20 protein-coding genes and 1 pseudogene are annotated in these 26,218 nt (G+C 61.1%); 16 read left to right on the plus strand and 5 right to left on the minus strand.

What is annotated here, in order from left to right:
- The first annotated feature begins 2 nt into the window (after positions 1 to 2).
- The 12 genes and pseudogenes from atpD (at position 3) to ASC90_RS16175 (ending at position 10,690) form a co-directional block, all read left to right on the plus strand.
- Positions 3 to 1,451 (plus strand): F0F1 ATP synthase subunit beta, encoded by a 1,449-nt coding sequence (gene atpD / locus ASC90_RS16125; protein WP_056542314.1) that lies wholly within the window; start codon positions 3 to 5, stop codon positions 1,449 to 1,451.
- Entirely contained in the window at positions 1,451 to 1,690 is a 240-nt protein-coding gene (locus ASC90_RS16130; protein WP_056542316.1) for a hypothetical protein, read from the plus strand. Before atpD ends, ASC90_RS16130 begins: the two co-directional genes overlap by 1 nt.
- Positions 1,690 to 2,097, plus strand: coding sequence for a F0F1 ATP synthase subunit epsilon (locus ASC90_RS16135; RefSeq protein WP_056542318.1), 408 nt, complete (start codon positions 1,690 to 1,692; stop codon positions 2,095 to 2,097). The genes ASC90_RS16130 and ASC90_RS16135 overlap by 1 nt, the downstream gene beginning before the upstream one ends.
- A gap of 109 nt (positions 2,098 to 2,206) precedes the next feature.
- A pseudogene (locus tag ASC90_RS30030) lies at positions 2,207 to 2,287 on the plus strand (redox-sensitive transcriptional activator SoxR); the annotation flags it as partial.
- Positions 2,288 to 2,373: 86 nt separating this feature from the next.
- A complete protein-coding gene (locus ASC90_RS16140; protein WP_056542672.1) occupies positions 2,374 to 3,144 on the plus strand; it encodes an SDR family oxidoreductase in 771 nt (256 codons plus the stop codon).
- Between the two features lie 105 nt (positions 3,145 to 3,249).
- Positions 3,250 to 3,591, plus strand: coding sequence for a metalloregulator ArsR/SmtB family transcription factor (locus ASC90_RS16145; protein WP_056542320.1), 342 nt, complete (start codon positions 3,250 to 3,252; stop codon positions 3,589 to 3,591).
- Positions 3,592 to 3,659: 68 nt separating this feature from the next.
- A complete protein-coding gene (locus ASC90_RS16150) occupies positions 3,660 to 4,556 on the plus strand; it encodes a LysR family transcriptional regulator (RefSeq protein ID WP_056542323.1) in 897 nt (298 codons plus the stop codon).
- Between the two features lie 161 nt (positions 4,557 to 4,717).
- Positions 4,718 to 5,197, plus strand: a complete 480-nt coding sequence (locus tag ASC90_RS16155; RefSeq protein ID WP_056542325.1) for a formate dehydrogenase subunit gamma — start codon at positions 4,718 to 4,720, stop codon at positions 5,195 to 5,197.
- Positions 5,194 to 6,750, plus strand: coding sequence for an NADH-quinone oxidoreductase subunit NuoF (locus ASC90_RS16160; protein WP_056542327.1), 1,557 nt, complete (start codon positions 5,194 to 5,196; stop codon positions 6,748 to 6,750). The genes ASC90_RS16155 and ASC90_RS16160 overlap by 4 nt, the downstream gene beginning before the upstream one ends.
- A 4-nt stretch (positions 6,751 to 6,754) precedes the next feature.
- On the plus strand, positions 6,755 to 9,634 hold the full coding sequence (gene fdhF / locus ASC90_RS16165; protein WP_056542329.1) for a formate dehydrogenase subunit alpha: 2,880 nt from the start codon (positions 6,755 to 6,757) through the stop codon (positions 9,632 to 9,634).
- The gene (fdhD, locus tag ASC90_RS16170; RefSeq protein WP_056542331.1) at positions 9,634 to 10,461 is read left to right on the plus strand and encodes a formate dehydrogenase accessory sulfurtransferase FdhD; all 828 of its coding nucleotides are present in this window, start codon (positions 9,634 to 9,636) and stop codon (positions 10,459 to 10,461) included. The genes fdhF and fdhD overlap by 1 nt, the downstream gene beginning before the upstream one ends.
- Complete coding sequence (locus ASC90_RS16175; RefSeq protein WP_056542332.1) at positions 10,451 to 10,690, plus strand: formate dehydrogenase subunit delta; 240 nt, start codon at positions 10,451 to 10,453, stop codon at positions 10,688 to 10,690. Before fdhD ends, ASC90_RS16175 begins: the two co-directional genes overlap by 11 nt.
- An 87-nt stretch (positions 10,691 to 10,777) precedes the next feature.
- On the opposite strand, the gene hemA is transcribed toward ASC90_RS16175, so the two are convergent.
- From hemA to ASC90_RS16195, 4 genes are all read right to left on the minus strand, one after another.
- The gene (hemA, locus tag ASC90_RS16180; RefSeq protein ID WP_056542335.1) at positions 10,778 to 11,992 is read right to left on the minus strand and encodes a 5-aminolevulinate synthase; all 1,215 of its coding nucleotides are present in this window, start codon (positions 11,990 to 11,992) and stop codon (positions 10,778 to 10,780) included.
- Between the two features lie 187 nt (positions 11,993 to 12,179).
- Positions 12,180 to 12,977 carry a xanthine dehydrogenase family protein subunit M gene (locus ASC90_RS16185; protein WP_056542337.1) on the minus strand — a complete coding sequence of 266 codons (798 nt, stop codon included), beginning with the start codon at positions 12,975 to 12,977 and terminating at the stop codon, positions 12,180 to 12,182.
- A gap of 12 nt (positions 12,978 to 12,989) precedes the next feature.
- Entirely contained in the window at positions 12,990 to 15,335 is a 2,346-nt protein-coding gene (locus tag ASC90_RS16190) for a xanthine dehydrogenase family protein molybdopterin-binding subunit (protein ID WP_056542339.1), read from the minus strand.
- 75 nt (positions 15,336 to 15,410) lie between these two features.
- On the minus strand, positions 15,411 to 15,902 hold the full coding sequence (locus ASC90_RS16195; protein ID WP_056542343.1) for a (2Fe-2S)-binding protein: 492 nt from the start codon (positions 15,900 to 15,902) through the stop codon (positions 15,411 to 15,413).
- A gap of 278 nt (positions 15,903 to 16,180) precedes the next feature.
- On the opposite strand from ASC90_RS16195, the gene ASC90_RS16200 reads away from it, so the two are divergent.
- The 3 genes from ASC90_RS16200 (at position 16,181) to ASC90_RS16210 (ending at position 24,725) form a co-directional block, all read left to right on the plus strand.
- Positions 16,181 to 16,444 (plus strand): glycine zipper domain-containing protein, encoded by a 264-nt coding sequence (locus tag ASC90_RS16200; protein WP_056542345.1) that lies wholly within the window; start codon positions 16,181 to 16,183, stop codon positions 16,442 to 16,444.
- Positions 16,445 to 16,616: 172 nt separating this feature from the next.
- Positions 16,617 to 18,545 carry an autotransporter assembly complex family protein gene (locus ASC90_RS16205; RefSeq protein WP_200950912.1) on the plus strand — a complete coding sequence of 643 codons (1,929 nt, stop codon included), beginning with the start codon at positions 16,617 to 16,619 and terminating at the stop codon, positions 18,543 to 18,545.
- 66 nt (positions 18,546 to 18,611) lie between these two features.
- Positions 18,612 to 24,725, plus strand: a complete 6,114-nt coding sequence (locus ASC90_RS16210) for a translocation/assembly module TamB domain-containing protein (RefSeq protein WP_200950913.1) — start codon at positions 18,612 to 18,614, stop codon at positions 24,723 to 24,725.
- Here ASC90_RS16210 and ASC90_RS16215 read toward each other — a convergent pair.
- Positions 24,722 to 25,150 (minus strand): Lrp/AsnC family transcriptional regulator, encoded by a 429-nt coding sequence (locus tag ASC90_RS16215; RefSeq protein ID WP_056542351.1) that lies wholly within the window; start codon positions 25,148 to 25,150, stop codon positions 24,722 to 24,724. The genes ASC90_RS16210 and ASC90_RS16215 overlap by 4 nt on opposite strands.
- A gap of 129 nt (positions 25,151 to 25,279) precedes the next feature.
- Here ASC90_RS16215 and rocF point away from each other — a divergent pair, with 129 nt between their 5' ends.
- A complete protein-coding gene (gene rocF, locus ASC90_RS16220) occupies positions 25,280 to 26,215 on the plus strand; it encodes an arginase (protein ID WP_056542353.1) in 936 nt (311 codons plus the stop codon).
- The last annotated feature ends 3 nt before the right edge of the window (positions 26,216 to 26,218 follow it).

A 26,218-nucleotide genomic window follows, 5' to 3' on the forward strand; every position in this document is an offset into this window, starting at 1 on the left:
AGATGGCTAAGGCAGCTACCCCCAAGAAGACCGCGGCAGGCTCTGCCGGTAAGGTCACGCAGGTTATCGGCGCCGTCGTGGACGTTGCTTTCGAAGGCGAACTGCCGCCGATCTTGAACGCGCTCGAAACCACGAACGGTGGCAACCGCCTCGTTCTCGAAGTCGCGCAGCATCTTGGTGAAAACGAAGTTCGCACGATCGCCATGGACTCGACCGAAGGTCTGGTTCGTGGTCAGCCGGTTTCGGACACCGGTGGTCCGATCGCGGTTCCGGTTGGTCCCGAAACACTCGGCCGCATCATGAATGTCATCGGCGAGCCGGTTGACGAGGCCGGCCCGTTGGTCACGTCTTCCAGACGTGCGATTCACCAGGAAGCGCCGTCTTACGTGGACCAGTCCACGGAAGCACAGATCCTGGTTACCGGCATCAAGGTCGTCGATCTGCTGGCGCCTTACGCAAAGGGCGGCAAGATCGGCCTCTTCGGCGGCGCGGGCGTCGGCAAGACCGTTCTGATCATGGAATTGATCAACAACGTCGCCAAGGCGCACGGTGGTTACTCTGTCTTCGCCGGCGTGGGTGAACGTACCCGTGAAGGCAACGACCTTTACCATGAAATGATCGAATCGGGCGTCAACAAGCACGGCGGCGGCGAAGGCTCCAAGGCGGCGCTCGTTTACGGCCAGATGAACGAACCGCCGGGCGCTCGCGCTCGCGTCGCCCTGACCGGCCTGACGGTTGCTGAAAACTTCCGTGACCAGGGCCAGGACGTTCTGTTCTTCGTCGACAACATCTTCCGCTTCACGCAGGCAGGCTCCGAAGTGTCGGCTCTGCTGGGCCGCATTCCTTCAGCCGTTGGCTATCAGCCGACGCTCGCAACGGACATGGGCCAGATGCAGGAACGCATCACGACCACGACGACCGGCTCGATCACCTCGGTTCAGGCCATTTATGTTCCGGCCGACGACTTGACCGACCCGGCTCCGGCAACGTCGTTTGCCCACCTGGACGCGACCACCGTTCTGTCGCGCTCGATTGCTGAAAAGGGTATCTACCCGGCGGTCGACCCGCTCGACTCCACCTCGCGCATGCTCGACCCGATTGTTGTCGGCGAAGAGCACTACGAAGTGGCTCGTAAGGTTCAGTCGACGCTGCAGCGCTACAAGTCCCTCCAGGACATCATCGCCATCCTCGGGATGGATGAACTATCCGAGGAAGACAAGCTTTCGGTTGCCCGCGCTCGTAAGATCGAACGCTTCCTGTCACAGCCGTTCTTTGTCGCCGAAGTCTTTACCGGTTCGCCGGGCAAGCTGGTTGCGCTCGAAGATACGATCAAGGGCTTCAAGGGCCTCGTGAACGGCGAATACGACCACCTGCCGGAAGCAGCTTTCTACATGGTTGGTTCGATGGAAGAAGCCATCGAAAAGGCCAAGAAGCTCTCCGCGGCGGCTTGATGAGCGACGCTCATACCGAGATTTTCTGCTGCGACGCCCTTCGGGCCGTCGCAGTGGAGCTTCCCGACCCCGCAGCGCCGACGATCTATGTATCGGACAGTGGCGTGACGATGGTGGTGGTTGGGTTGCTCCAGACCGAAGACGGTCTTGGGTATCTCGATCAGGCGATACAGCACTGCCCGTTCTGCGGGACCAAACTGCAAGATGCAGAGGCCATAGCCGAGAAGGTAAGTCACTGATGGCTGACAATTTCAATTTTGAACTCGTATCTCCGGAGCGCCTGCTCCTGTCGGAGATGGTGACAGAAGTTGTCATTCCGGCAACCGAGGGCGAGATGACGGTCATGGCACACCATGCGCCGACGATGACCACCATCAAACCGGGTATCGTCAGCGTGCGATCCGCGAACGGTACGAAGCAGGATTTCGTGGTTTTCGGCGGATTTGCCGATATTCTTCCGACAGGTTGCACCTTGCTGGCCGAATCAGCCGTTCTGGTTGCTGATCTCAGCAAGGACGAGCTGACGCGCCGTATCGAAGTTGCCAAGCAGGAGCTTGATGACACCGAGCATCACGAGCACAAGTCCAAGCTCGAGCATTTCATCATGGAGATGACCCACCTGCGCGGCGTTGTCCAGCAGGATTGATGCGGGGCTACCTATCCGAATTCCGAAGCGGCCGCGAGGCCGCTTTTTTCGTTTCGGGTGCCTCCTCGTTGCTCGCGTCCAGCGCAATTCGCCATTGCCCAGCTTCGCCCGTTCCCTCGCCTTGCGGGATCGGTTGACGGACTGGACCGGTTGTGGTTGCCTTTCGGTAGAAAGCTGCCCGTCGCGAAATCATACGGTCGGCTGGCGGCCGGCATTGCTGCCTCATATCATGTGCGGACGCCGCATCCGCGGATTGGCAAGGCCGAGGAGGGCTGCGTGTTTAACCCAAAGCTGTTTGAAAATCATAACGTGGTTGTCACGGGCGCAAGCCGGGGCATCGGCCTCGAGGTTGCGCGGCAGTTCCTCGATTGCGGCGCAAGAGTGGCGGTTCACATCGGCCGCAGCGCGGACCGGGCGCTGCCTGACTTCCTGCTCACGGCGGTAGAGGACCGCCGCGCTTTCCTAATCGCTGCGGATTTCGCCACGTCGGCTGGCACCCGGCAACTCGCCGACAAGGTGTTGGGCAATTTCGAGCGGGTGCATGTGCTCGTCAACAACGCCGGGACGATGATTGGCCGCTTTCCGGCCGACGCGCTAACCGATGAACAGTATGAAGCCATCGTGCAACTCAACCAGACTTCCGTGGTCGAGGTGACGCGGGCTCTACTGCCGGCCTTGCGTGCGGCGCAGGGAGCCGCGATCGTCAACACGGTTTCGATTTCCGCGCTGACCGGAGGGAGCCCGGGGTCGGCTGTCTATTCAGCGTCCAAGGCGTTCGTCGCCACCTATTCGAAGGCGTTGGCGAGGGAGCTCGCCCCGGACGGAATCCGTGTCAATTGCGTTTCGCCGGGGACAATCGAGACGGATTTCCACCAGCGTTATTCATCGCCGGAAAAACTGGAGCAGACTCGCAAGAGTATTCCTCTCCAGAGACTGGGAACAGCCGAGGACTGCGCGCCGACATATCTGTTCCTCGCTGCGCCTTTGCTTTCAGGATACATTACGGGGCAAGTATTGGAGATCAACGGTGGCCAACTGATCTGCTGATCGGCAGGGACTTTTTTTGGCATTTTGGGAGATCCAAACGGCCATGCGGTGCGAATATGTTAATGTACACTTTATTCATGCCGTTTATACAATCAGAGATACATAATGCACTTGCCTACACCTCGGTCGGGTACGGCCGACCAGAATTTGCAGACACTGTCTGCCAAGGCGCGAGACGCGAGCAGCTTTCTCAAGGCGATAGCCCATCATTCGAGGCTGCTCATACTCCACCTTCTATCCGACGAGGAAAAGACAGTGGGGCAGCTCGAAGAGAGCCTTGGTATCCAGCAGGCCATGGTATCGCAGCAATTGGCGCGTCTCCGAATGGAAGGCCTTGTGTCCAGCCGTCGTGAGGGCCGGCAAATCTACTATCGCGTCACCCGGCCCGACATCGTCATCTTCCTGCGTTCGCTTTTCGATCAATTTCCCGAGCCGCACGAAAGCTGACACTCGGACTTGCGGCGCGTCGGCGTCAACGCGAAGATGACCCGTGGCCGAAAGCGGCGGGAGGTCGAATGATCGACAAGCTTGAATTCTTTATTGCGCTTGCCAACGAAAAGCACTTCGGGCGTGCCGCCGAGGAATGTGGCATTTCGCAGCCGACGCTATCGGCCGCGATCCGACAGCTGGAGGACCAGCTTGGCGTCATGCTCGTAAGCCGCGGCTCCCGCTTCCAGGGACTGACGCCCGAAGGGCAGCGGGTTCTGGAATGGGCGCGACGGATCGTCGGCGACGCCCGGACGATGCGCGAGGAGATGCGGGCGGCGCGCAACGGATTGTCCGGCCACATCAGGATTGCGGCAATCCCGACCGCCCTGGCGATGCTGCCGCGCATCACCGCACCCTTCCAGGAGCGGCATCCCGACGTCACATTCTCGATCGTTTCCCGAAATTCCCTGCAGGTACTGAGCATGCTCGAGAATCTGGAGATCGATGCTGGAATCACCTACCTGGAGAATGAGCCGCTTGGACGCGTTACCAGCGTACCGCTCTATGCGGAGCACTATAACCTCATTACCGCGGCCGGAAGCCCGCTTTCCGATCGCGACAGTGTTACCTGGAAGGAAGTCGGCGATCTTCGGCTTTGTCTATTGACCGCAGACATGCAGAACCGCCGCATTATCAATCAACTTCTTGCCGAAGCAGGCGGAACGGCTCATCCGACACTCGAATCAAATTCGATGATCGTGCTGTTTTCGCATGTCAGAACGGGGCGCTGGGCCAGCATCATGCCGCGCATCATAGCGAAATCGTTTGGCTTTCCTGCCGAGATCCGTATGATTCCAATCATTGAGCCACAGGCACACCACCTTGTCGGTCTGGTTGCGACGCATCGCGAGCCCTTCACGCCGCTGGTGTCGGCGCTGTTGCACGAGGCTCGTATCCTCTCGGACGAGCCGGATAGTCAATAGAAATTTCCTATCGAGTGACGGAACAGCCATATTGATCGCCGCGCGTTTCCCTGAGAAGGTTGCACTGAACGGACGTTAGCAGTTTCGTCGGCTACAGGCCTCAGCAGAAAGCCCGCCCGAGCATGCCACTATCGTCGTTGCAGGTCTCGGGAGGACCGCTAATGAACATTCTTGTCGCCAAGGGCGATATCTCGATGCGTACGCGCGCGATCATCGACAATCTCAAAGCGCTAGAAGGCCCGTTGCTGCCGATCCTGCACGGGATTCAGGACGAGTTTGGCTACGTGCCGCAGGAGGCGCTTCCTGTCATTGCCGACGAACTCAACCTGTCGCGCGCCGAGGTGCATGGCGTCGTCAGCTTCTACCACGATTATCGCGATCATCCCGCCGGGCGGCATGTCCTGAAGCTCTGTCGGGCCGAATCCTGCCAGGCGATGGGTGGGGACGCGCTTGCCGAGCGGGTCAAGACGATGCTCGGCGTGGACTGGCACGGAACGACGCCCGATGGGGCAATCACCCTCGAACCTGTCTTCTGTCTCGGGCTCTGTTCGTGCTCGCCGTCCGCAATGATGGACGGCGAGGTGCACGGCCGGGTGGATGCCGCCGATCTCGCGGAGCTGATCTCGGAGGCACGTCGATGACCGTCAGGATCTATGTTCCGCGCGATGCCGCAGCGCTGTCGGTTGGGGCCGAAAACGTGGTGAAGGCAATCGCCCAGGAGATTGTCGCTCGCGGTCTCGATGCGAAGGTCGTGCGCAACGGCTCGCGCGGAATGCACTGGCTGGAGCCGCTTGTCGAGGTTGAGGTGGCAGGAAAACGGATAGGCTACGGGCCTGTCAGGGTGAGGGATGTCGCGGCGCTTTTCGATGCGGGATTGATCTCGGGCGGCACCCATCCGCTCTGTCTCGGCGAAGTTGAGGAACTGCCGTTCCTCAAGCGGCAGACGCGCCTGACGTTTGCCCGTTGCGGCGTTATCGATCCGTTGTCTCTTGACGATTACGAAGCGCATGGCGGCCTTGCCGGCATGCGTCGCGCCCTTTCCATGCAGCCGACCGACATCGTCGGGCAGGTGACCGAGTCCGGCCTACGCGGCCGCGGCGGCGCCGGTTTTCCGACCGGTATCAAGTGGAAGACGGTGCTCGATGCGCCGGGAGCACGCAAGTACATCGTCTGCAACGCCGATGAGGGTGACAGCGGCACCTTTGCCGACCGGATGATCATGGAGGGCGATCCCTTCGTTCTGATCGAGGGCATGGTGATCGCGGGCCTCGCGACCGGCGCAAGCAAGGGCTTCGTCTATATACGATCCGAGTATCCGCATGCTATTGCGGCTATGAACAGCGCGATCAATATCGCGCGAACTGCCGGAATACTTGGGCCGTCCGTTCTCGGCTCGGGCAAGGCTTTCGACATGGAGGTGCGCACGGGTGCGGGCGCCTATGTCTGCGGCGAAGAGACGGCGCTTCTGAACAGTCTCGAAGGCAAGCGCGGCATCGTGCGTGCCAAGCCGCCGCTGCCGGCCCACGAGGGTCTCTTCGATTGTCCGACCGTCATCAACAACGTCATTTCACTCGCCTCCGTGCCAGTGATCATGGACCGGGGATCGGCCTACTATCGCGACTTCGGCGTGGGCCGGTCGCGGGGGACAATCCCGATCCAGATTGCCGGTAATGTGAAGCATGGTGGTCTTTTTGAAACGGCATTCGGCATTACGCTCGGCGAACTGGTCGATGATATTGCCGGCGGAACCGCATCCGGGCAGCCGGTGAAGGCGGTTCAGGTCGGTGGGCCGCTCGGCGCCTACTTCCCACGCTCGCTGTTCGACACGCCATTCGACTACGAAGCTTTCGCGGCCAAGGATGGATTGATCGGTCACGCCGGCATCGTCGTTTTCGACGAGACGGCCGACATGCTCAAGCAGGCGCGGTTCGCGATGGAGTTCTGTGCCGTCGAAAGCTGCGGCAAGTGCACACCTTGTCGGATCGGCTCGACGCGCGGCGTCGAGACGGCGGACAAGATCGCGCGCGGCATCGAGCCTGAGAAGAACCGCGTGCTGCTCGCCGATCTCTGCAACACCATGAAGTTCGGGTCGCTCTGTGCGCTTGGGGGCTTTACGCCCTATCCCGTCATGAGCGCCATGACGCATTTCCCCGAGGATTTCGTTCCCACACCTCTTATCGAAGCGGCGGAGTAAGACCATGCCTCTCGTCCACGAAACCGACTACGGCACGCCGGCCTCGATCTCCGAAACCATGGTGACGCTCACCATCGACGGCAACCAGGTGACGGTGCCGGAGGGAACCTCCATCATGCGCGCGTCGATGGATGCGGGTATCGAGATCCCGAAACTCTGCGCTACCGACATGATGGACGCCTTCGGTTCCTGCCGCCTCTGTCTGGTCGAAGTCCAGGGGAGGGCAGGCCTCCCGGCGTCCTGCACGACGCCGGTTGCTTCAGGTATGGTGGTCTCCACTCAGACGAACCGGCTGAAGGATGTCCGTCGCGGGGTGATGGAGCTCTACATTTCCGATCACCCGCTCGACTGTCTGACTTGTGCGGCCAACGGCGATTGCGAGCTGCAGAACATGGCCGGTGCCGTCGGTCTTCGTGACGTGCGCTATGGCTATGAGGGCGATAACCACATCAAGGCGCGCAACAATGGCGATCTCAATCTCAAATGGGCGCCGAAGGACGAATCAAACCCCTATTTCACCTTCGATCCGTCAAAATGCATCGTCTGTTCCCGCTGCGTACGTGCCTGCGAGGAAGTGCAGGGCACGTTCGCGTTGACCATCGAAGGCCGCGGCTTCGATTCACGAGTTTCGGCCGGCATGCATGAGGACTTCGTATCGTCGGAGTGCGTTTCCTGTGGCGCCTGCGTGCAGGCTTGTCCGACAGCGACGCTGACGGAGAAGTCGGTGATCGAGATTGGCCAGCCGGAGCATTCGGTGGTTACCACCTGCGCCTATTGCGGGGTCGGCTGTTCGTTCAAGGCGGAAATGCGCGGCGAGGAGCTCGTGCGCATGGTTCCGTGGAAGGATGGGCAGGCGAACCGCGGGCATTCTTGCGTCAAGGGCCGTTTCGCCTACGGCTATTCCAGCCACAAGGACCGCATCCTCAATCCGATGGTCCGCGAGAAGATCACCGACCCATGGCGGGAGGTGAGCTGGGACGAGGCCTTCGCGCATGTCGCAACCGAGTTCCGCCGCATCCAGTATCAGTATGGCCGCGACTCGGTCGGCGGCATCACGTCCTCGCGCTGCACGAACGAGGAAACCTATCTGGTGCAGAAGCTGGTGCGCGCCGGCTTCGGCAACAACAATGTCGACACCTGCGCCCGCGTCTGCCATTCGCCGACCGGCTACGGTCTCGGCCAGGCCTTCGGCACTTCGGCTGGCACGCAGAACTTCGACAGCGTCGAGCAGAGCGACGTCGTCGTCATCATCGGTGCTAACCCGACCGACGGGCATCCGGTGTTCGGGTCGCGGCTGAAAAAGCGGTTGCGGCAGGGTGCCAAGCTCATCGTCATCGATCCGCGCCGCACAGATATCGTACGCTCTCCCCATGTCGAGGCGTCCTATCACCTGCCGCTGAAGCCCGGTACGAATGTCGCGATCCTGACGTCACTGGCGCACGTGATCGTGACCGAGGGACTGTTCAATGAGGCCTTCATCCGCGAGCGTTGCGACTGGTCCGAGTTCGAGGATTGGGCAAGCTTCGTCGCCGAGCCGGATCACAGCCCGGAAACGACGGAGAAGTTCACCGGCGTTCCCGCCGATCTGGTCCGGGGTGCGGCGCGTCTCTATGCCAAGGGCGGCAACGGCGCCATCTATTACGGCCTCGGGGTCACCGAACACAGCCAGGGATCGACAACGGTCATGGCGATTGCCAACCTCGCCATGGTCACCGGCAATATCGGTCGCCCCGGCGTTGGCGTGAACCCGCTGCGCGGCCAGAACAATGTGCAGGGCTCCTGCGACATGGGTTCCTTCCCGCATGAACTGCCCGGCTATCGCCATATCTCCGATGACGCGACGCGCGACATCTTCGAGAAGCTCTGGGGCGTCAAGATCAGCAACGAACCGGGTCTGCGCATTCCGAACATGCTCGATGCGGCGGTCGACGGTTCGTTCAAGGGGCTCTATGTCCAGGGCGAGGATATCCTGCAGTCCGATCCAGATACCAAGCACGTCGCGGCTGGCCTCGCCGCGATGGAATGCGTGGTTGTCCATGACCTCTTCCTGAACGAGACCGCGAACTACGCGCATGTCTTCCTGCCTGGATCGAGCTTCCTTGAAAAGGACGGTACCTTCACCAATGCCGAGCGGCGCATCAACCGTGTCCGCAAGGTCATGAGCCCGAAGAACGGATATGCCGACTGGGAGGTTACCCAGAAAATGGCGCAAGCCATGGGGTTGGCCTGGAATTATGCCCACCCTTCGGAGATCATGGACGAGATTGCCGCGACGACGCCGAGCTTTGCGCTCGTTTCATATGACTATCTGGACAAGATGGGCTCGGTGCAGTGGCCCTGCAACGAGGCGCATCCGCAGGGCTCGCCGATCATGCATGTCGACGGCTTCGTGCGCGGCAAAGGCAAGTTCATCCGCACCGAATATGTTGCGACCGACGAGCGGACGGGGCCGCGCTTCCCGCTGCTGCTGACCACCGGGCGCATTCTCAGCCAGTATAATGTCGGTGCGCAGACGCGGCGCACGGAGAATGTGGTGTGGCACGCCGAGGATCGCCTGGAGATCAATCCGCATGATGCCGAACAGCGCGGTATTCGCGACGGCGACTGGGTGAAGCTGATGAGCCGTTCCGGCGACACGGCGCTGCGATCGCTGCTGACCGACCGCGTTGCGCCTGGCGTCGTCTACACCACCTTCCACCATCCGGATACGCAGGCGAACGTCATCACCACCGACTTCTCCGACTGGGCGACCAACTGCCCGGAATACAAGGTAACGGCGGTGCAGGTCTCGCCTTCCAATGGCCCATCCGACTGGCAGGTCGAGTATGACGAGCAGGCGCGGCAGAGCCGCCGGATCGCCGGAAAACTGGAGGCAGCGGAGTGATGATCGAACAGCAGACCCGGATCGCGGTCAGACGCACTGCCCGCAGCGGCGGCGTCGTCACGATTGGCGAGCGTATTGTGCCGGAGGAGGTGCCGATTGCCTTTTCCTACGGCGGCACGACGCATGCGGTGATGATGGGGACGCCTGGAGATATTGAGGATTTCGCTGTCGGGTTCAGTTTGACCGAAGGCATCATCACGACGCTTCGGCAGATTGCGTCGATCGATGTCGTCGAGGGTGAACAGGGCATCGATGTTCAGGTGACCTTGGTCGACGAGGTCTTCGATGCGCTGAGGGCGCGCCGTCGCAGCATGGCGGGCCCCGTTGGTTGCGGGCTTTGCGGCATCGAATCGATCGAGCAGGCGGTCCGCGAGGTACCGGATGTGTCTGCCGCAGCGATGACGATCAGCGCTGCGGATATCGTAGAGGCCGTGTCGCTTCTCAACGGCGCCCAACCGTTGCACCGGGAGACGCGTGCAGTGCATGGAGCAGGCTTCTATGTCCGGGGAACCGGACTTGTCGCCGTTCGCGAGGATGTTGGCCGGCACAATGCGCTTGATAAGCTGTGTGGTGCGGCCGTTCGTCTTGGCATGACAGGCGGAGAAGGTGCCGTGGTCGTTACCAGCCGACTGTCGGTCGAAATGGTGCAGAAGGCGGCTATCCTGGGAAGCCCGGTTCTGATCGCCATTTCCGCGCCGACGGCACTTGCGATCCGCACCGCCGAGGATGCCGGAATGACGCTCATCGCGCTGGTGCGAGGAGAAGATTTCGAGGTGTTCACGCATTCGCACCGAATCCAGCCGGGAAGTATCTCCGATGTCGCATGAGACCCAAGCCAAGCTTGTCTACATGGCCAACCAGATTGCGACGTTCTTCAAGAGCCAGCCTTCAAGCCAGGCCGTGCAAGGGGTTGCGACCCACATCAACAAATTCTGGGAACCGCGCATGCGGCGACAGCTTCTCGAAATACTGGAACGAGAAGAAAACGGCCTGAACCCTCTTGTTGTTCAAGCCGCTCCGTTTATCCGAAAGCCGGAGCCTGCCAGCACGCCTTGATAGTCTGGAAGGGCGCTATCGGGCTGTCCGCCGATGCACCGAATTCACGGAAACCTGCCGGAGTCACGCTTCAGAACGGGATCGCTATCAGGCGACGTGGCGCGCCAGTGCGCAGCGTGCCCACAGCGAATGCAGCGCTTCGACAAGGTGTTCGATATCGGCATCGGTGTGAAGCGGTGTCGGCGTGATGCGCAAGCGTTCGGTCTTCTTTGGAACCGTCGGATAGTTGATCGGCTGGACATAGACGCCGCAGTTGTCAAGCAGCAGGTCAGAGATCCATTTGCACTTTGCCGCATCGCCGACCATGACGGGGACGATATGGCTCGGGTTCGGCATATGCGGGATGCCGTTCTTGTCGAGCAGGGTTCTCAACATGCGCACCCGATCCTGGTGCCGGGCGCGTTCGAAGGGGCTGGCTTTCAGGTGCTGGATCGAGGCGACCGCACCGGCAGCCAGCGCCGGCGGCAGTGCCGTCGTGAAGATGAAACCAGATGCAAACGAGCGGATGAAGTCACAGAGCGCCGTTGAGGCCGCTATATAGCCGCCCATGACGCCGAAAGCCTTGCCAAGCGTGCCCTCGATGACTGTCAGGCGGTCCATCAGGCCTTCGCGTTCGGCAATGCCGCCGCCACGCGGGCCATACATGCCGACGGCATGGACTTCGTCGAGGTAAGTCATCGCGCCGTACTTGTCGGCAAGGTCGCAGATTTCCTTGATCGGGGCGATATCGCCGTCCATGGAATAGACGCTCTCGAAGGCGATCAGCTTCGGCGCCTTCGGATCGGCGGCGGCGAGCTTGGCTTCGAGGTCCTGGATATCATTGTGCTTCCAGATGACTTTGTCGCACTTGGCGTAGCGGATGCCTTCGATCATCGAGGCGTGGTTCAGGGCATCGGAGAAGATGACGAGGCCGGGGATCCTGGCACCGAGCGTGCCAAGGGCAGCCCAGTTCGAGACGTAGCCGGATGTGAAGATCAGCGCGGCTTCCTTGCCATGCAGATCGGCAAGCTCGCGCTCCAGCAGAACGTGGTAGTGGGTGGTGCCAGAAATATTCCGGGTGCCTCCCGCACCCGCGCCACAGTGGTCGATGGCGTTTTTCATCGCCTCGATCACCTTGGGGTTTTGGCCCATCCCGAGATAGTCATTGGAACACCAGACGGTTACATCCTTCGGCCCGTCCGCGGTATGGCGCGTGGCGCGCGGAAAGCTGCCGCGATGGCGCTCAAGATCGGCAAAAACGCGGTAGCGGCCTTCCGTGTGCAGGCCATCCAGCTCGGTCTTGAAGAATGCTTCGAAATCCATCGTCTGCTCCAGTATCGTGCGAGCGTTCTTGCCAACGGACGAACGCACGTCAACCCTTTGCCCTTGCTTTAACATCAAGTGCGGCAAAAGGCCCATAGACTTGAATTACTTTAGTTCAAAAAAGCCGGCCTTGACCATATGGGAAAACGATCGCGGCGCTGCAACCTGCCGCGATCGAAATTACGCATCAGCCTGCGTCGATGACGGCACGCTTTGCCATGACCTTCACCAGATTGGCCCGATATTCCGCGCTGGCGTGCAGGTCCGACATCAAACCCGACGGGTCGACACTAACGGCGGCGATAGCCGATGGCGACCAGTTCGCGGTGAGGGCCTGTTCCATCGCCGTTTGGCGGAAGACGCCGTCTGAACCGGCGCCGGTGACCGCCACACGAATTCCCCCGGATCCCTTGGCAACAAAGACGCCAGTCATGGCGTAACGAGAAGCCGGATTTGGAAACTTCGCGTAACCCGCCTTTTCCGGCGCTTCGAAACCAAGCGCCGTGATCAACTCCCCGTCCCCAAGCGCCGTCTCGAACAGGCCGGTGAAGAAGTCATCAGCCGGGATTTCCCGCTTGTTCGTGATTATCCGGGCATTGAGCGCCAGCATCGCCGAGGGGTAGTCGGCGGCGGGGTCATTGTTGGCAACAGAGCCACCGATCGTTCCCATGTGGCGTACATGCGGATCGCCGATCATCCCGGCCAGCCTGGTGATCGCTGGGCATGCGGCCCGCAGAGCCGCCGATCCCGCCACCTCGGCATGGGGTGTCGCAGCGCCGATGGTGACCTTGCCGCCCTCGACCCTGATGCCCTTCATCGCGGCGATGTGCCTGAGATCGACAAGATCGGTTGGCGCGGCCAGCCGCTGCTTCATGGTGGCAATCAGCGTCATTCCGCCGGAGACGTATTTGCCTTCTGCCGTTCCCGAGATCATCTTGACCGCTTCATCGACTGAGGAAGCACGGTGATAATTTGTCTGGTACATCGTCGTTCCCCCTCAATGAACCGCACGCGCCGCCATCCACACCTTCTGCGGCGTGGCGGGCATGGTGAGCATGTTGTTGCCGATCGCATCTGTGATCGCGTTGATCAGCGCCGGCGGCGAGCCGATGGCGCCTGCCTCGCCGCACCCCTTGATGCCGAGCGGATTACTCGGGGACGGCGTGACCTGATGCGACACCTGGAACGACGGTAGATCGTCGGCCCGGGGCATGGCGTAGTCCATGAAGCTCGCAGTGAGAAGTTGACCGTTTTCGTCATAGTGCACGGCTTCGAGCAATGCCTGGCCGATGCCCTGCGCGATGCCGCCATGCACCTGTCCCTCGACGATCATCGGATTGATGATATTGCCGAAATCGTCGGCGGCAACGAACTGGATGATGTCGGTCTTGCCCGTTTCGGGATCGACTTCGACTTCGCAGATGTAGCAGCCGGCCGGGAAGGTGAAGTTGGACGGATCGTAGAAGGCCGTTTCCTTAAGGCCGGGTTCCATGCCGCCGGGCAGATTGTGGGCCGTGTAAGCGGCAAGTGCGACCTGAAACCAGGGCAACATCTTGTCGGTGCCCGCCACCTTTACCTCACCATTCTCGATGACGATATCGCTCTCGTCCGCTTCCATCAGATGGGCCGCGATCTTCTTCGCCTTGGCCTCGACCTTGTCGAGTGCCTTGACGATCGCCGACATGCCGACCGCACCGGAGCGCGAGCCATAGGTGCCCATGCCCATCTGAACCTTGTCGGTGTCGCCATGGACGATTGAAACGCTGTCGATCGATACACCAAGGCGATCGGATACGAGCTGTGCGAAGGTCGTCTCGTGGCCCTGTCCATGGCTGTGAGAGCCGGTGAGCACCTCGATGGTGCCGACGGCATTGACGCGCACCTCTGCCGATTCCCAGAGACCGACGCCGGCACCGAGCGAGCCGACCGCCTGCGATGGCGCGATGCCGCAAGCCTCGATATAGCAACTCATGCCGATACCGCGTTTCTTGCCGCGCCCGGCCGCTTCCGCCTTCCGACCGGCAAAGCCGTTCCAATCGGAGGTCTGCATCGCGGCGTTGAGCGATGCTTCATAGTCGCCTGCATCGTAATTCATGATGACCGGCGTCTGATGCGGGAAGGAGCGAATGAAATTCTTCCGCCGCAGTTCCGCGGGCGAAATGCCGAGCTCGCGCGCCGCCGTCTCCATGGTGCGTTCAAGCAGGTAGGTCGCTTCCGGACGTCCGGCGCCGCGATAGGCATCGACCGGTGCCGTATTGGTGTAGACGGTGCGAACATTGGCGTGGATCGCCGGAATGTCATACTGCCCGGACAGCAATGTCGCATAGAGATAGGTCGGCACCGCCGACGAAAACAGCGACATATAGGCGCCGAGATTGGCGATGGTATCGACGTGCAAACCGATGATGCGATGGTCCTTGTCAAAGGCCATCTTCACTTTCGAGACGTGATCGCGGCCATGTGCATCGGTAAGGAATGCCTCGGTCCGGTCCGAGTTCCATTTGACCGGAACTCCGGTTTTCTTGGAAGCCCAGAGACAGACGATCTCTTCCGGATAGATATAGATCTTCGACCCGAAGCCACCGCCGACATCAGGGGCGATAACCCGCAGCTTGTTCTCCGGCGCGACGTTGTAGAAAGCGCTCATCACCAGCCGGGCAACATGTGGGTTCTGGCTGGTCGTGTAGCAGGTATAGTGATCCTCGGCTGAATCATAGATGCCGAGCGCGGCGCGCGGTTCCATGGGATTGGGCGAGAGGCGGTTGTTGTGTAGCTCTATTTCCGTGATATGGGTGGCTTCCGAGAGTGCCTTTTCGGTGGCCGCGGGATCGCCGAGCTGCCAGTCGAAGATCAGGTTTCCGGTAGCTTCCGGATGGATCTGTGGTGCTCCGGACTTCAGCGCGTCGACCGCCTCGACCACCGCCGTCAGCTCCTGGTAGTCCACCACAACGGCTTCGGCCGCATCTCGCGCCTCGGCCAGCGAATCGGCCACGACGATGGCAACTGCATCGCCGACATATCGCACGGTATCGACCGCCAGCGGGCGCCATGCGCCCATGTTCATCGGCGAGCCGTCTTTCGAATGGATCATCCAGCCGCAAATGAGGTTGCCGATCCCGTCGGCGAGCAGCTGCTTGCCATCCAGCACGTCAATAACACCCGGCATCGCCTTGGCCGAGGCTGCGTCAATGCCTTTGATCTTTGCATGAGCATGTGGGCTGCGGATGAAGAAAGCGAATTTCATGCCCGGCACGACCATGTCGTCCGTGTAGCGACCCTTGCCGGTCAGGAACCGCTTGTCTTCCTTGCGCGCGACGCGTGCACCAATTCCTTCAACACCCATGATGTCCTCCCAATGGGGTTTCGGGCCTGGCATTCCGCCAAAAGTGTTCGGCGTCAGCCAGACAATTCCTGAGAACTATTCGGCTGCCTGCTTCACCGTGCCGTGCATCTGTTCATTGGCGGACAGCACGGCCTTGACGATGTTGTGGTAGCCGGTGCACCGACAGATATTGCCTTCGAGCTCGTGTCGAACCGTCTGCTCGTCCAGATGACCGCCATGGCGACCGATCATGTCGACGGCGGTCATCACCATGCCGGGCGTGCAGAAGCCGCACTGCAAACCGTGATGTTCCTTGAAGGCGGCCTGAACCGGGTGAAGTTCGCCGTTGACGGCAAGTCCCTCGATGGTCGTGACCGACGCGCCGGAAGCCTGAACGGCAAGGATGGTGCAGCTCTTGACCGATCGGCCATCCATATGAACGACGCAGGTGCCGCATTGGCTCGTATCGCAACCGACGTGCGTGCCGGTCAGGCCAAGTTTTTCACGAATGAAGTGGACAAGAAGCGTGCGCTCTTCACAGTCACCGCTCACCGCGCGGCCATTCACCGTCAGTTTCACTTTCGCCATGATTTCCTCCTCGTGCCTCCTCCAGGCACGACCGGCATCATTTGATGTTTTCGCTTTGCGATCAACCACTACTTTAGGGCGGTCCGTTAAATTCGCCGTGTTGGCAAAGCGCTTTTGCCGCCGTGTTTCCGATCCCAATTTCGTTCATTGCCACGGTCAAAACCGGACAAAAGCGGTGGATTGCCCCTTTTTGCGCCATAGTTTGTGGGCTAGCCTAACGAAAATATAAGAATCAGGGACGGCCACCGCCCTCAGGGCGACCAACCTAGGAGCTATTGATGAAGAAGATTATTGCACTCGCCGTTATTGGCCTATCGATCGCAAGCTGCACGCCGACCCAGCAGGGGGCGGGTATCGGTGCGGCATCCGGCGCCATTATTGGTGGCGTGGTGACCGGGGACGTTCGAGGTGCCGCAGTTGGTGCTGCTATCGGTGGCGTGTCGGGCGCGGTAATCGGCCGCGTCGCCGAGCAGCCCGGCCAGTGCTACTACCGTGATCGGTATGGCCGCCGCTATATCGACGATTGCCGCGGCGGTTATTGATCCCACGCCTGGCACACGACAGATCCCGGGTTTAAGCCCGGGATTTTTTGCTTTTTTCTTCGAATTGAGCAATCAAGCGATTTAAAACGGTACACTACAAGGAATTTTGCCGCTAAGGTTGCCGCCGGCCGGGGGGCGCAAAGCGGAATTCCAAGTAGACAAAAAGCGGCGGATGCAGATCAGAGGCAGGGCACCGAAAACGGGTATTGCGTATCGGCGAGCAGGCTCGATGATGATAGTCGCAGCAGCGACTGCGTTGTCGCCGGCCCTTGTCAGCGATGCATTTGCGTTCAAGCTCTTCGGCATGACAATCTTCGGCAAGGACGACGACTCGGCTGACCAGGTGCCTGATCCAGTGCGCTACGTCGTCACGCTGAACACCGATGCGGCCGACCCGGATCTCAAGGAAGCCCTTGAAAACAGTTCCCGCCTCGTGGGCGACAAGGACCGCCCGGTGTCCGGCGATCTCGGCGTCGTCATCAAGGCGAGGGATGACCGTGACCGCCTGATTGCCGCTCTCTACGAGAAGGCTCGCTACGGCGGCGTGGTGACGATCACGGTCGATGGCACGGACATCGACAGTCTTCCACCGAATCCGACTTTCAACCGCTCGCGGCCCGTCCCGGTGACGGTCAATGTCGCAGCCGGCCCCGTCTTCAAGGTTCATGAGGTTCAGTTCGGCGGTGACGCGGCGAACCGCAATCCGGCGGACTACGATCTGTCGCCCGGTGCAAGGGCCGGCTCGCTGACGATCATCAAGGCCGGTGACAAGATCGTCGAGCAACTGAAGAACGAAGGCCGCCCTCTTGCCAAGCTGACGAAGCGCGAGGTGATCGCCGATCACCGGACCGATACCGTCAATGTAGTGCTGGCCGCAGACGGCGGTCCGGTTGCCCCGCTTGGTGACGTCGCCGTAACCGGCGAAAAAACTGTACGGTCGAGTTTTATCCAGCGCTACTCGCGCCTTAACAAAGGCGATCGATATTCGCCGGAAGCATTGAGGAAAGCGGGCGATCGCCTGCGGGCCCTGGGCGTGTTTTCGAGCGTGTCCATCAACGAGGCCGACACGCTGGCGGCCGACGGAACCATACCGATGACCATCGAGGTGTCCGAAGGCAAGCGTCGCTATTTTGGCGTCGGGGCGCAATATTCCACGATCGACGGATTCGGCCTGAATGGCTACTGGGGGCACCGCAACCTGTTCGGCGAAGCGGAATCCTTGCGCATTGAAGGTTCGGTCGGCAGGATCGGACAGGCGACCGATGTCGGCGATCTCGACTATTCGACTGGCATCATCTTCACAAAGCCCGGCGCGTTCTTTCCATCGGCGACGCTGACGGCAAGCCTCCTGGCAAAGACCGAGAACCCGGATGCCTATAACGCAAAGCTGGTGACCGCTTCACTCGGCCTGTCGTACGAACTGAGCGACCAGGACACGATCACCGGCGCCGGCGAGGTGAGCTGGGAGAAGGACGATGACGCCTTCGGCAAGAATACCTACCTGACCTTTGCGCTGCCTCTTCAGTATGATCGCGACGCGCGCGACAGCAAGCTCGACCCCACCGAGGGCTATCGCGCCATGCTTAAGGCAACGCCGAGCTACGAGGCCTTCAACGGCACGTTCTTCTCTGGCTTCGAAGGCGCCATCTCGGGTTACAAAGGCTTGGGGACCGAGGATCGTATCGTTCTCGCCGGCAGGCTTTCGGCCGGTTTTCTCGTTGGCGCGGACGATCTGGCGAATATCCCGGCTACCCGTCGCTTCTTTGCGGGCGGCGGCGGTTCGGTAAGGGGCTACGGCTATCAGGAAATCTCTCCCCGCAATGCCGAAAACAGGGAAACCGGCGGCGCGTCCTATGTCATCGGGTCTTTTGAAACCCGCGTGAAGGTCACCGACACGATCGGTGTGGTGCCGTTTATCGACGTCGGTACGGTTTCCGCCGATCTTGCGCCCGATTTTTCCGATATACGTGCCGGCGCGGGCATCGGCATTCGCTATGCGACGCCGTTTGGTCCGCTGCGGCTTGATTTCGCTGTGCCTCTCAACAAGTACGAGGATGGGACGAGCTTCGGCATCTATGCCGGTATCGGACAATCGTTCTAAACATGTGAAGCCCGCAGCCTTCTCGGCGCCGCGAGCGGTCACCTTAACGGAGTAGTGTCCGAGTCTATGCAAACGCTAACGAGAATCGTGACCTGGATCATACGACTGTTCGGCTATTCAGCCGGTGTCGTTCTGATCCTCCTTGCCATCGCCCTCGGCGTGTTCGGCTTCACGTCCTTCGGCGCGCGCATTGTCACGGATAGGGTCGCTTCGATCATCTCCAACCGCGACATGACGATCAGGGTTCTGGATCCCCAAGGGTTGCTGACCGGTGGCCTGCGCGCGAGCCAGATCGTGCTTTCCGATACCAAGGGGATTTTTGCCCAAATCGACGGCCTCTCCGTCAACTGGAACCCGCTGGCGCTGCTGACCGGCACTTTTCATGCAAAGCGCGTCGAGGCGGCGGCGATCCATGTTTTGAGAAGGCCCGTCCGCACCTTGCCGTCGCGACCGGACGCCAACGATGGGGGTGGCTTTTCGTTGCCGGTGAAGATCGACATCGACAGCATCGCTCTACCGGAAATAAGCCTGGCCCAGCCGCTGATCGGCCGCGCTTTCACACTCGCGGCTGACGGCAGCATGCGCGCCGACAACGAAGGCGGCAACGCGGCGATCAGCATCAATCGGCATGACGTGCCGGATGCCAGGCTGACCGCCGATATCGCCTTCCTGCCGGATCGGAACCAGCTGCGCCTACAGGCGAAACTCACGGAGCCGAAGGGTGGCCTGCTTGCAGGTCTGCTGGCCCTGCCTGGCAGTCCCGCGATGGAAATAAGCCTGTCAGGCGACGGGCCGATTTCCGACTGGAGGGGAAAGCTGCAGGCGGCGCTTGATGGCCAGCAGCGGGCGTCGATCGAAGCGCGCCATACGCTATCGCGGGACGGCCTGCATCACCTTGACCTCAAGGGCGGCGGTGACTTGAGCTCGCTGCTTCCGGCGGCCTTCCGTCCGCTCTTCGCAGGACAGACGACCATCGATCTCGCCGCTGCGTTCGACAACAAAGGCAAGATCGACATCCAGACCGGAAATCTGGCAACCGGCTCTGTCGTGGTTGCAGCATCCGGCACGCTGGATCCCAAAGGCAACAACAGCCTCAACGCCAATCTTCTCGGAACGTCGGGACCCGTCGATTTCCGCTGGCCTCTGGCTGACGGCGAAGCCCGCTTCCTGATCTCGGGGGTGAACCTCGCGCTGACCGGAGACGCGAAGGCCTCGCGCCTCAATATTAGCGCCTCGGTCGACACAGCCACGCTGCCGCAAACGACGATCGGCAACGTCAAGCTCACCGCAAAGAGTGACAATTTCAATCTTGCCGGCCGATCGGGCGCCGTGCAGATACGGCTCGTTGCCGGCGACATGACGTTCGTCAATCCCGATATCAATCGGGCGATCCAGGGGCCGGTCACGATTGCAGTGCCGCTTCAGATTTCGCCAGACGCGCTGGGCTTCAACGGCACGACAATCGAAAGTGAGTCGGCAAACGCCGACCTCAACGGCTCCTACAAGCTGAGCGCCGCTGCCGTGACGGGCAACATCAAGCTGACTGTTGCACCGTCCGCCCTGCCGCCAGCAGTCGCAACGCATTTCGATTCGCCGATCGTTGTCGAGAGCCAGGTCACCGGGATAGTCCCGTCGAAATTCAATCTGTCGAACCTCTCCGTCAAGTCGAGCACGATCGAAGCCCTCGGCGGTTTGGTGCTGGATGAAAATACGGTCGATGCAACCCTCGCCGGCCGCATTCCGGATATCGCGAAGTTGCTCGAAAATGCGTCGGGCGAGGTCAGTTACAAGCTGAGTGCCAAGGGTGACCTCGCCGCTCCGGCTGTTGCCGCAAACATAACCGCGCCGTCTCTCAGCATGGCGGGTCGGCGCGTGAGCGACCTTGACGTCACCCTTTCCGGTTCGGCGGATCGCAACTCGCCACGGGGCGAGGTCACCGCCAAGGGCGCCATCGATGGCCAGCCGATCAACGTCAGCACCGACATCCAATCGCTGGACGGCAAGACGCTGCTTCCGTCGATCGCTGCAGATGTCGGCAACAACCGCTTGACCGGCCATGTCGAGCTGTCGAAAGCCTTCGAGCCGACCGGTGCACTCACTTTCGATTTCCCGGACATCGGACTTCTGGCAGCGCTCGCCGGACAGCAAGCCGAGGGTGACCTGAAAGGCTCGATCGACATAGCGAACGATGCGGGCAAGATTGCACTCAAGGTGGCCGCCGGCGGCAGCGGGCTGAAGCGCGATACCTTCTCAATTGTCCGACCAGAAGTCGACGTCACGGTGAGCAATCTCCGGGCGTTCGCAGCCACGGGCGCCATCAAGGCCGAGAAGTTGGCGTCCGGCACCAACACGGTGGAAAGGCTGGCGCTCAATTTCACGCAACAGCTGAACCGCACGAACTTCAATCTCGACGCTGGTTATGACGGCAGTCCGCTTGTCGCTTCCGGCAACGTGGAGGTGAACGCCGGCACGACTTTGCTTCGGCTCGAGAGGTTCTCTGCAAGGCCGCGCGGCATCCCGGTAGAATTATCCTCCGCGTCCGAAATAACGATGAGTGGCGGCACGGTTACCTTGAGCGGCCTGAGCCTCAAGACCGGCGACGGTTCTGTGAGCGTGAGAGGCTCGGCTGGAGAAACACTGAACATCGATGCGGACATAAAACAGCTGCCTGCTTCCCTGGCAAACAGCTTCGTCCCCAAGCTTGATGCCGGCGGGACGGTATCCGGCACGGTTTCGGTCACCGGAACGCCAACCGCGCCGGTTGCCACCTTCAAGCTCGACTGGAAAGATGCGGCAACCAGCCAGACCAAGGCTGCGGGCCTTTCATCTCTGACAATCGGAGCCGATGGAAAGTTTGCCGACAACAAGCTGACTTTCAAAGCCGATGCCATCGGCAAGGGCGGCGTGTCGCTAAAGGCCAGCGGTGATTTCGCAACAGCCGGATCGAATGCGCAATCCCTGAATATCAACACCGACATCGTCAACATCCCGGCCGGGCTGGCGAACGCCTTCGTGCCGGACCTTGCTGCCGAGGGTTCGATCTCGGGCCGCCTCAACGCCTCGGGAAAGCTTCCCGCTCCCGCGCTTGACTTCAAACTGAACTGGAAGGACGCGGCAACCAGCCAGACGAAAGCCGCAAAAATCGCGTCGCTAGGCCTGACGGCAAGCGGCAAACTGGAAAACAACGTCCTCGACTTTAGCGCAGACGCCCGTGGCAAAGGGGGGCTTTCGCTGAAAGCAGAGGGCAATTTTGTCGTGGCCGGCCCCGACGCCGAAACGCTGAAACTCGACGGTCAACTTGCGAATATTCCGGCAGCAGTCGCCAACGCCTTCGTGCCGGGTCTTGCTGCGGAGGGTATGATCTCCGGTTCGATTTCCGCTGCCGGCAAACTGCCGACGCTGTCCGCAAACTTCGATCTTGACTGGGCGAAGGCGGCGACCAGCCAGACAAAGGCGGCCGGCCTCACCGGTCTCCGGCTCAACGCGAGCGGGAGATTCTCTGACGGAAATCTGGAGTTCGACACGGGGCTTGCAGCAAGCGGCGGCATGGCGCTGACGGCCAAGGGCAACGTTTCGCTGGCCGGTACGGCGATCCGGGATCTCACGGCCGACGCAAGGATAACAAACGTCCCGGCGAGCCTCGCCAACGCCTTCCTCCCCGATCTAGGTGCAAGTGGCCTGATATCGGGAACGGCAACGGCGTCCGGAACGCTGCTGCAACCGAAGGCGAACTTCGATCTCGCCTGGACGGACCTTGCGACCAAGCAGACGAAAGCGGCGCGCATCGCGCCCATGGCGCTGCAGGCCACGGGGACGCTTGGTGATAACAGGCTCGACTTCGAGGCGGATCTCAGCGGCGGTGACGGTGCGACACTGAAGGCAACGGGCGAGGTTGCCCTGGAAGGCGCTACCATACGCAGCCTGCAGGCCAACGCGGCGCTTAGCAACCTGCCGGCCGCCCTGGTAAACAGCTTCGTTCCGGACCTGGATGCGGCAGGAACGATTTCCGGAACGGCAACGGCGTCCGGTACGCTTCCGCTTCCCGCGGTCGATTTTAGGCTGAACTGGAGAAACGCGGCAACCCGCCAGACGAGGAGTGCGGGGCTTTCGGCTTTGAGCCTCGACGCAAGCGGTCGGTTTGCTGACAATAAGATAGAGTTCGATGCCAACCTCGGTGGGGACCGCGGATCGCTCTTGAAAGCCAGGGGGACTGCTGCGCTGCAGGGCGGTAGTATCCAGGGCCTCTCCGTCGATGCCGACATCGCAAATTTGCCCGCAAGCCTTGCGAATGGCTTCGTCCCGAACCTCGGCGCGGAAGGGACTATATCCGGTACGGCGAAGACGACGGGAACCGCCACCAGTCCGGTTGTTGATTTCAAGCTGGATTGGAGAAACGCGGCGACCTCCCAGACGAGGGCGTCCCGACTTGGACCGCTAGCCGCCGCGGCCACCGGCAGGTTCGCAAACAACAACCTCGACTTCAACGCCAATCTGAGCGGCGGCGGCGTGTCGTTGAAGGCCGGCGGCAATTTCGTGGTCGCCGGGCCGAATGCCAACTCACTCGTCGTCAAGGCCGACATATCCAATTTGCCGGCAGGTCTTGCAAACGCCTTCGTGCCCGGGTTGGCGGCTGAAGGCAACATGTCCGGCTCGGTCAGTGCTTCCGGCAGATTGCCTCGCCCGGCCGTCGATTTCAATCTCGATTGGCGAGGTGCCGCCACCAGCCATACGAGGAGCGCCGGACTGTCTCCCTTCGCGGTCGCCGCCAGCGGGAAGCTCGCCGGAGACAGGTTGACCATCGACACGACCGTTACCGGCGATGCCGGTCTCTCGTTGAGAGGCGGCGGCAGCGTCACCATTGCCGGGAACCGCGCGTTGGATTTGCGTTTTGCCGGCAACCTGCCTTTCGCGGTCCTCGGCACACAACTGGCAGCGCAGGGCTTCGTCGCAGATGGTACGGCCAACTTCAATCTGCAGATCGGCGGAACCGCGGCGGCCCCACTGATCAACGGTACTGTCGCGACCAATGGTGCAAGGGTGGTCGACGTCCGTCGCAATCTCGCGCTCAACAATCTGGCAGCGGACATCCGGTTCAACGGGCGGGAGGCGGTGATCTCACGGCTCACCGGCCAGTTCGCCAGCGGCGGCAGTATTTCGGTGACCGGCAGTGTCGGCATTCAGCCTGCCTCGAACTTTCCGGCTAACATCGAGGCAAGGCTGGACAACGCCGTTTATGTCGACGGCGCGCTGGTCGTGGCGACGGTGAACGGTGCGATCACCGTGCGGGGTCCGCTTCTTGCCACGCCGACCCTTGGCGGTCGTCTACGGCTGGAGAGGGCTTCGATCACCGTGCCGGAAAAACTGCCGACCTCGTTACGCGAAATCGATATCAGGCACATCAACGCACCGAAGGCTGTTCTGGCGCAATTGCGAGACGAGACGCAACACGGTGCGCGTGCGAAGTCGAATACCATCAATCTCGACTTGCAGCTTGAGGCTCCATCACAGATCTTCGTGCGTGGCCGCGGCATCGACGCCGAGCTCGGCGGCAACCTGACCGTGCGGGGAACGGCAGCGGTGCCAGTCGTTTCCGGCGGCTTCACCATGCGGCGGGGGCGATTGACGATCCTCAACCGTCGACTTGATTTCTCCGACAAGAGCCGCATCACTTTCGCCGGCGATCTGACGCCGGCGCTCGACATGCATGCCAGTTCGACGTCGGGGTCCACGACGCTGACGGTCAACGTCGCGGGTCTTGCAACGGACCCCGCCATCACCTTCTCGTCCTCTCCCGCCCTGCCGCAGGACGAGGTGCTTGCGCAGCTGATTTTCGGGCAATCCATGTCCAGGCTGTCGCCGTTGCAGATTGCTCAACTTGCCGATGCTGTCAGCCAACTTGCGGGTGGGCGTTCCGGCTCGCTGTTCGAGGGGCTGCGCAACCAGCTTGGCGTTGACAATCTCGACATCAGCACCGGCGCCAACGGTCAGACAAACGTCAGCGTCGGTCGCTATCTCAACGATAGGACCTACTTCGAGCTGCAGCAAAGCAGCGGTGGACGCACTGGTAACGGAGCCAAGGCGGTGATCAATCTCGACGTCGGACGCGGCGTCAAGCTGCGGGGTGCCGCCGGCGGGGACGGCGAAGGCGAGGCCGGCATCATCTACGAACGCGAATACTAGAAGCCCGTCTTGCGGGTTTTCAGCAGGATGTTGGTCTCGGTCGAGTTGATGCCGTTGATGAGCCGTATGCGGCGAAGTGTTTCGTCGAAGGAGACGAGGTCACGATCCTCCAGTTCGGCGACGAAATCCCATTTACCGTTGGTGCTGTGCAGGGCGCGCACCTGCGGCAAGCCACGAAGGTGGTCCGCGACCTTGTCCGCAAGCTTGCCGAGAACCTCGATCATGACAATGGCCCGGACGCCGGCGGCGCGGGTCTCATGACCGGTCCGGATGGTGAACGCCGCGATGGTGCCATTGGCGACGAGCCGCTCGATTCGCGCAGCGACGGTCGCGCGCGATGCTCCGGTCATCGCCGCCAGCGAAGAGACCGGTGTGCGTGCATTGTGACGCAGTGCGCTCAGAATTTCCTGGTCAAGATCGTCCATGGCTGTCACTTTGCAAAATCGGAATTAGCAAACTGCTAAATGATGGATCATTACTGACATTTTTTCATCTTTTTGCCGGCGCGGCGATGCTTCAATATGCATCCCGACGTACTTGAGCGGGAGAAAAAAATGCAGGCACATCCGAGATCGATCACCCTTATCGGCGCAGAGCTCGAGGAGGGATCGGGCCGAAGGGGCGCTGCCATGGGGCCAGCCGCCCTGCGCATCGCCGGTGTCGACCAGACGCTGATCGATCTTGGCCACGATGTGCTCGATGCCGGCGACGTGAATGTCGTTCCGGCCCGCGACCTGCCGAACCATCCGAAGGCACACAATCTGCGTATCATCGGCGCGTTTACCCGGGCGCTGGAGGCCGGTGTCTACGAGGCCGCGGCAGCCGGCCGCTTTCCGCTGATCCTCGGTGGTGACCACAGCCTGTCGATGGGAACGGTTTCGGGGATGGCGCGGTACGCCTCTCATAAAGGCCGACCGCTGTTCGTCCTTTGGCTCGATGCACATTCCGACTTCAATACTCCTTCCACCTCGCCTTCCGGCAATATCCACGGCATGCCCGTCGCTTATTTCTGCGGCCAGGCCGAACTCGCGGATATCCTGCCGAGGGATCGTCCTTTGGTCGATCCTCGCAATGTCTTCCAGGTTGGCATCCGCTCCGTCGACGCGCCCGAGCGCGAGCTGATCGCCGAGCATGGCGTCAACGTCTACGACATGCGCTGGCTCGACGAGCAAGGCGTCGCGGCGACGATGCGCCATATCCTCGGCGTTATCACTGCTGCCAATGGCCTGTTGCATGTCAGTCTCGACGTCGACTTTCTGGACCCGGACATCGCCCCCGGAGTCGGCACGACCGTCCCGGGCGGCGCGACCTTCCGTGAAGCTCACCTCATTATGGAAATGCTCTGCGACAGCGGCCTCGTCTCTTCGCTTGATCTTGTTGAACTCAACCCGTTCCTCGACGATCGCGGCAAAAGCGCCCGCATACTCGTGGAACTGACGGCAAGCCTCTTCGGTCGCCGTATCTTCGACCGTCCGACACGCGCTGCATAAAGG

Origin of the sequence: Rhizobium sp. Root1220, from assembly GCF_001426265.1 — a bacterium.
GTDB lineage: Bacteria > Pseudomonadota > Alphaproteobacteria > Rhizobiales > Rhizobiaceae > Rhizobium.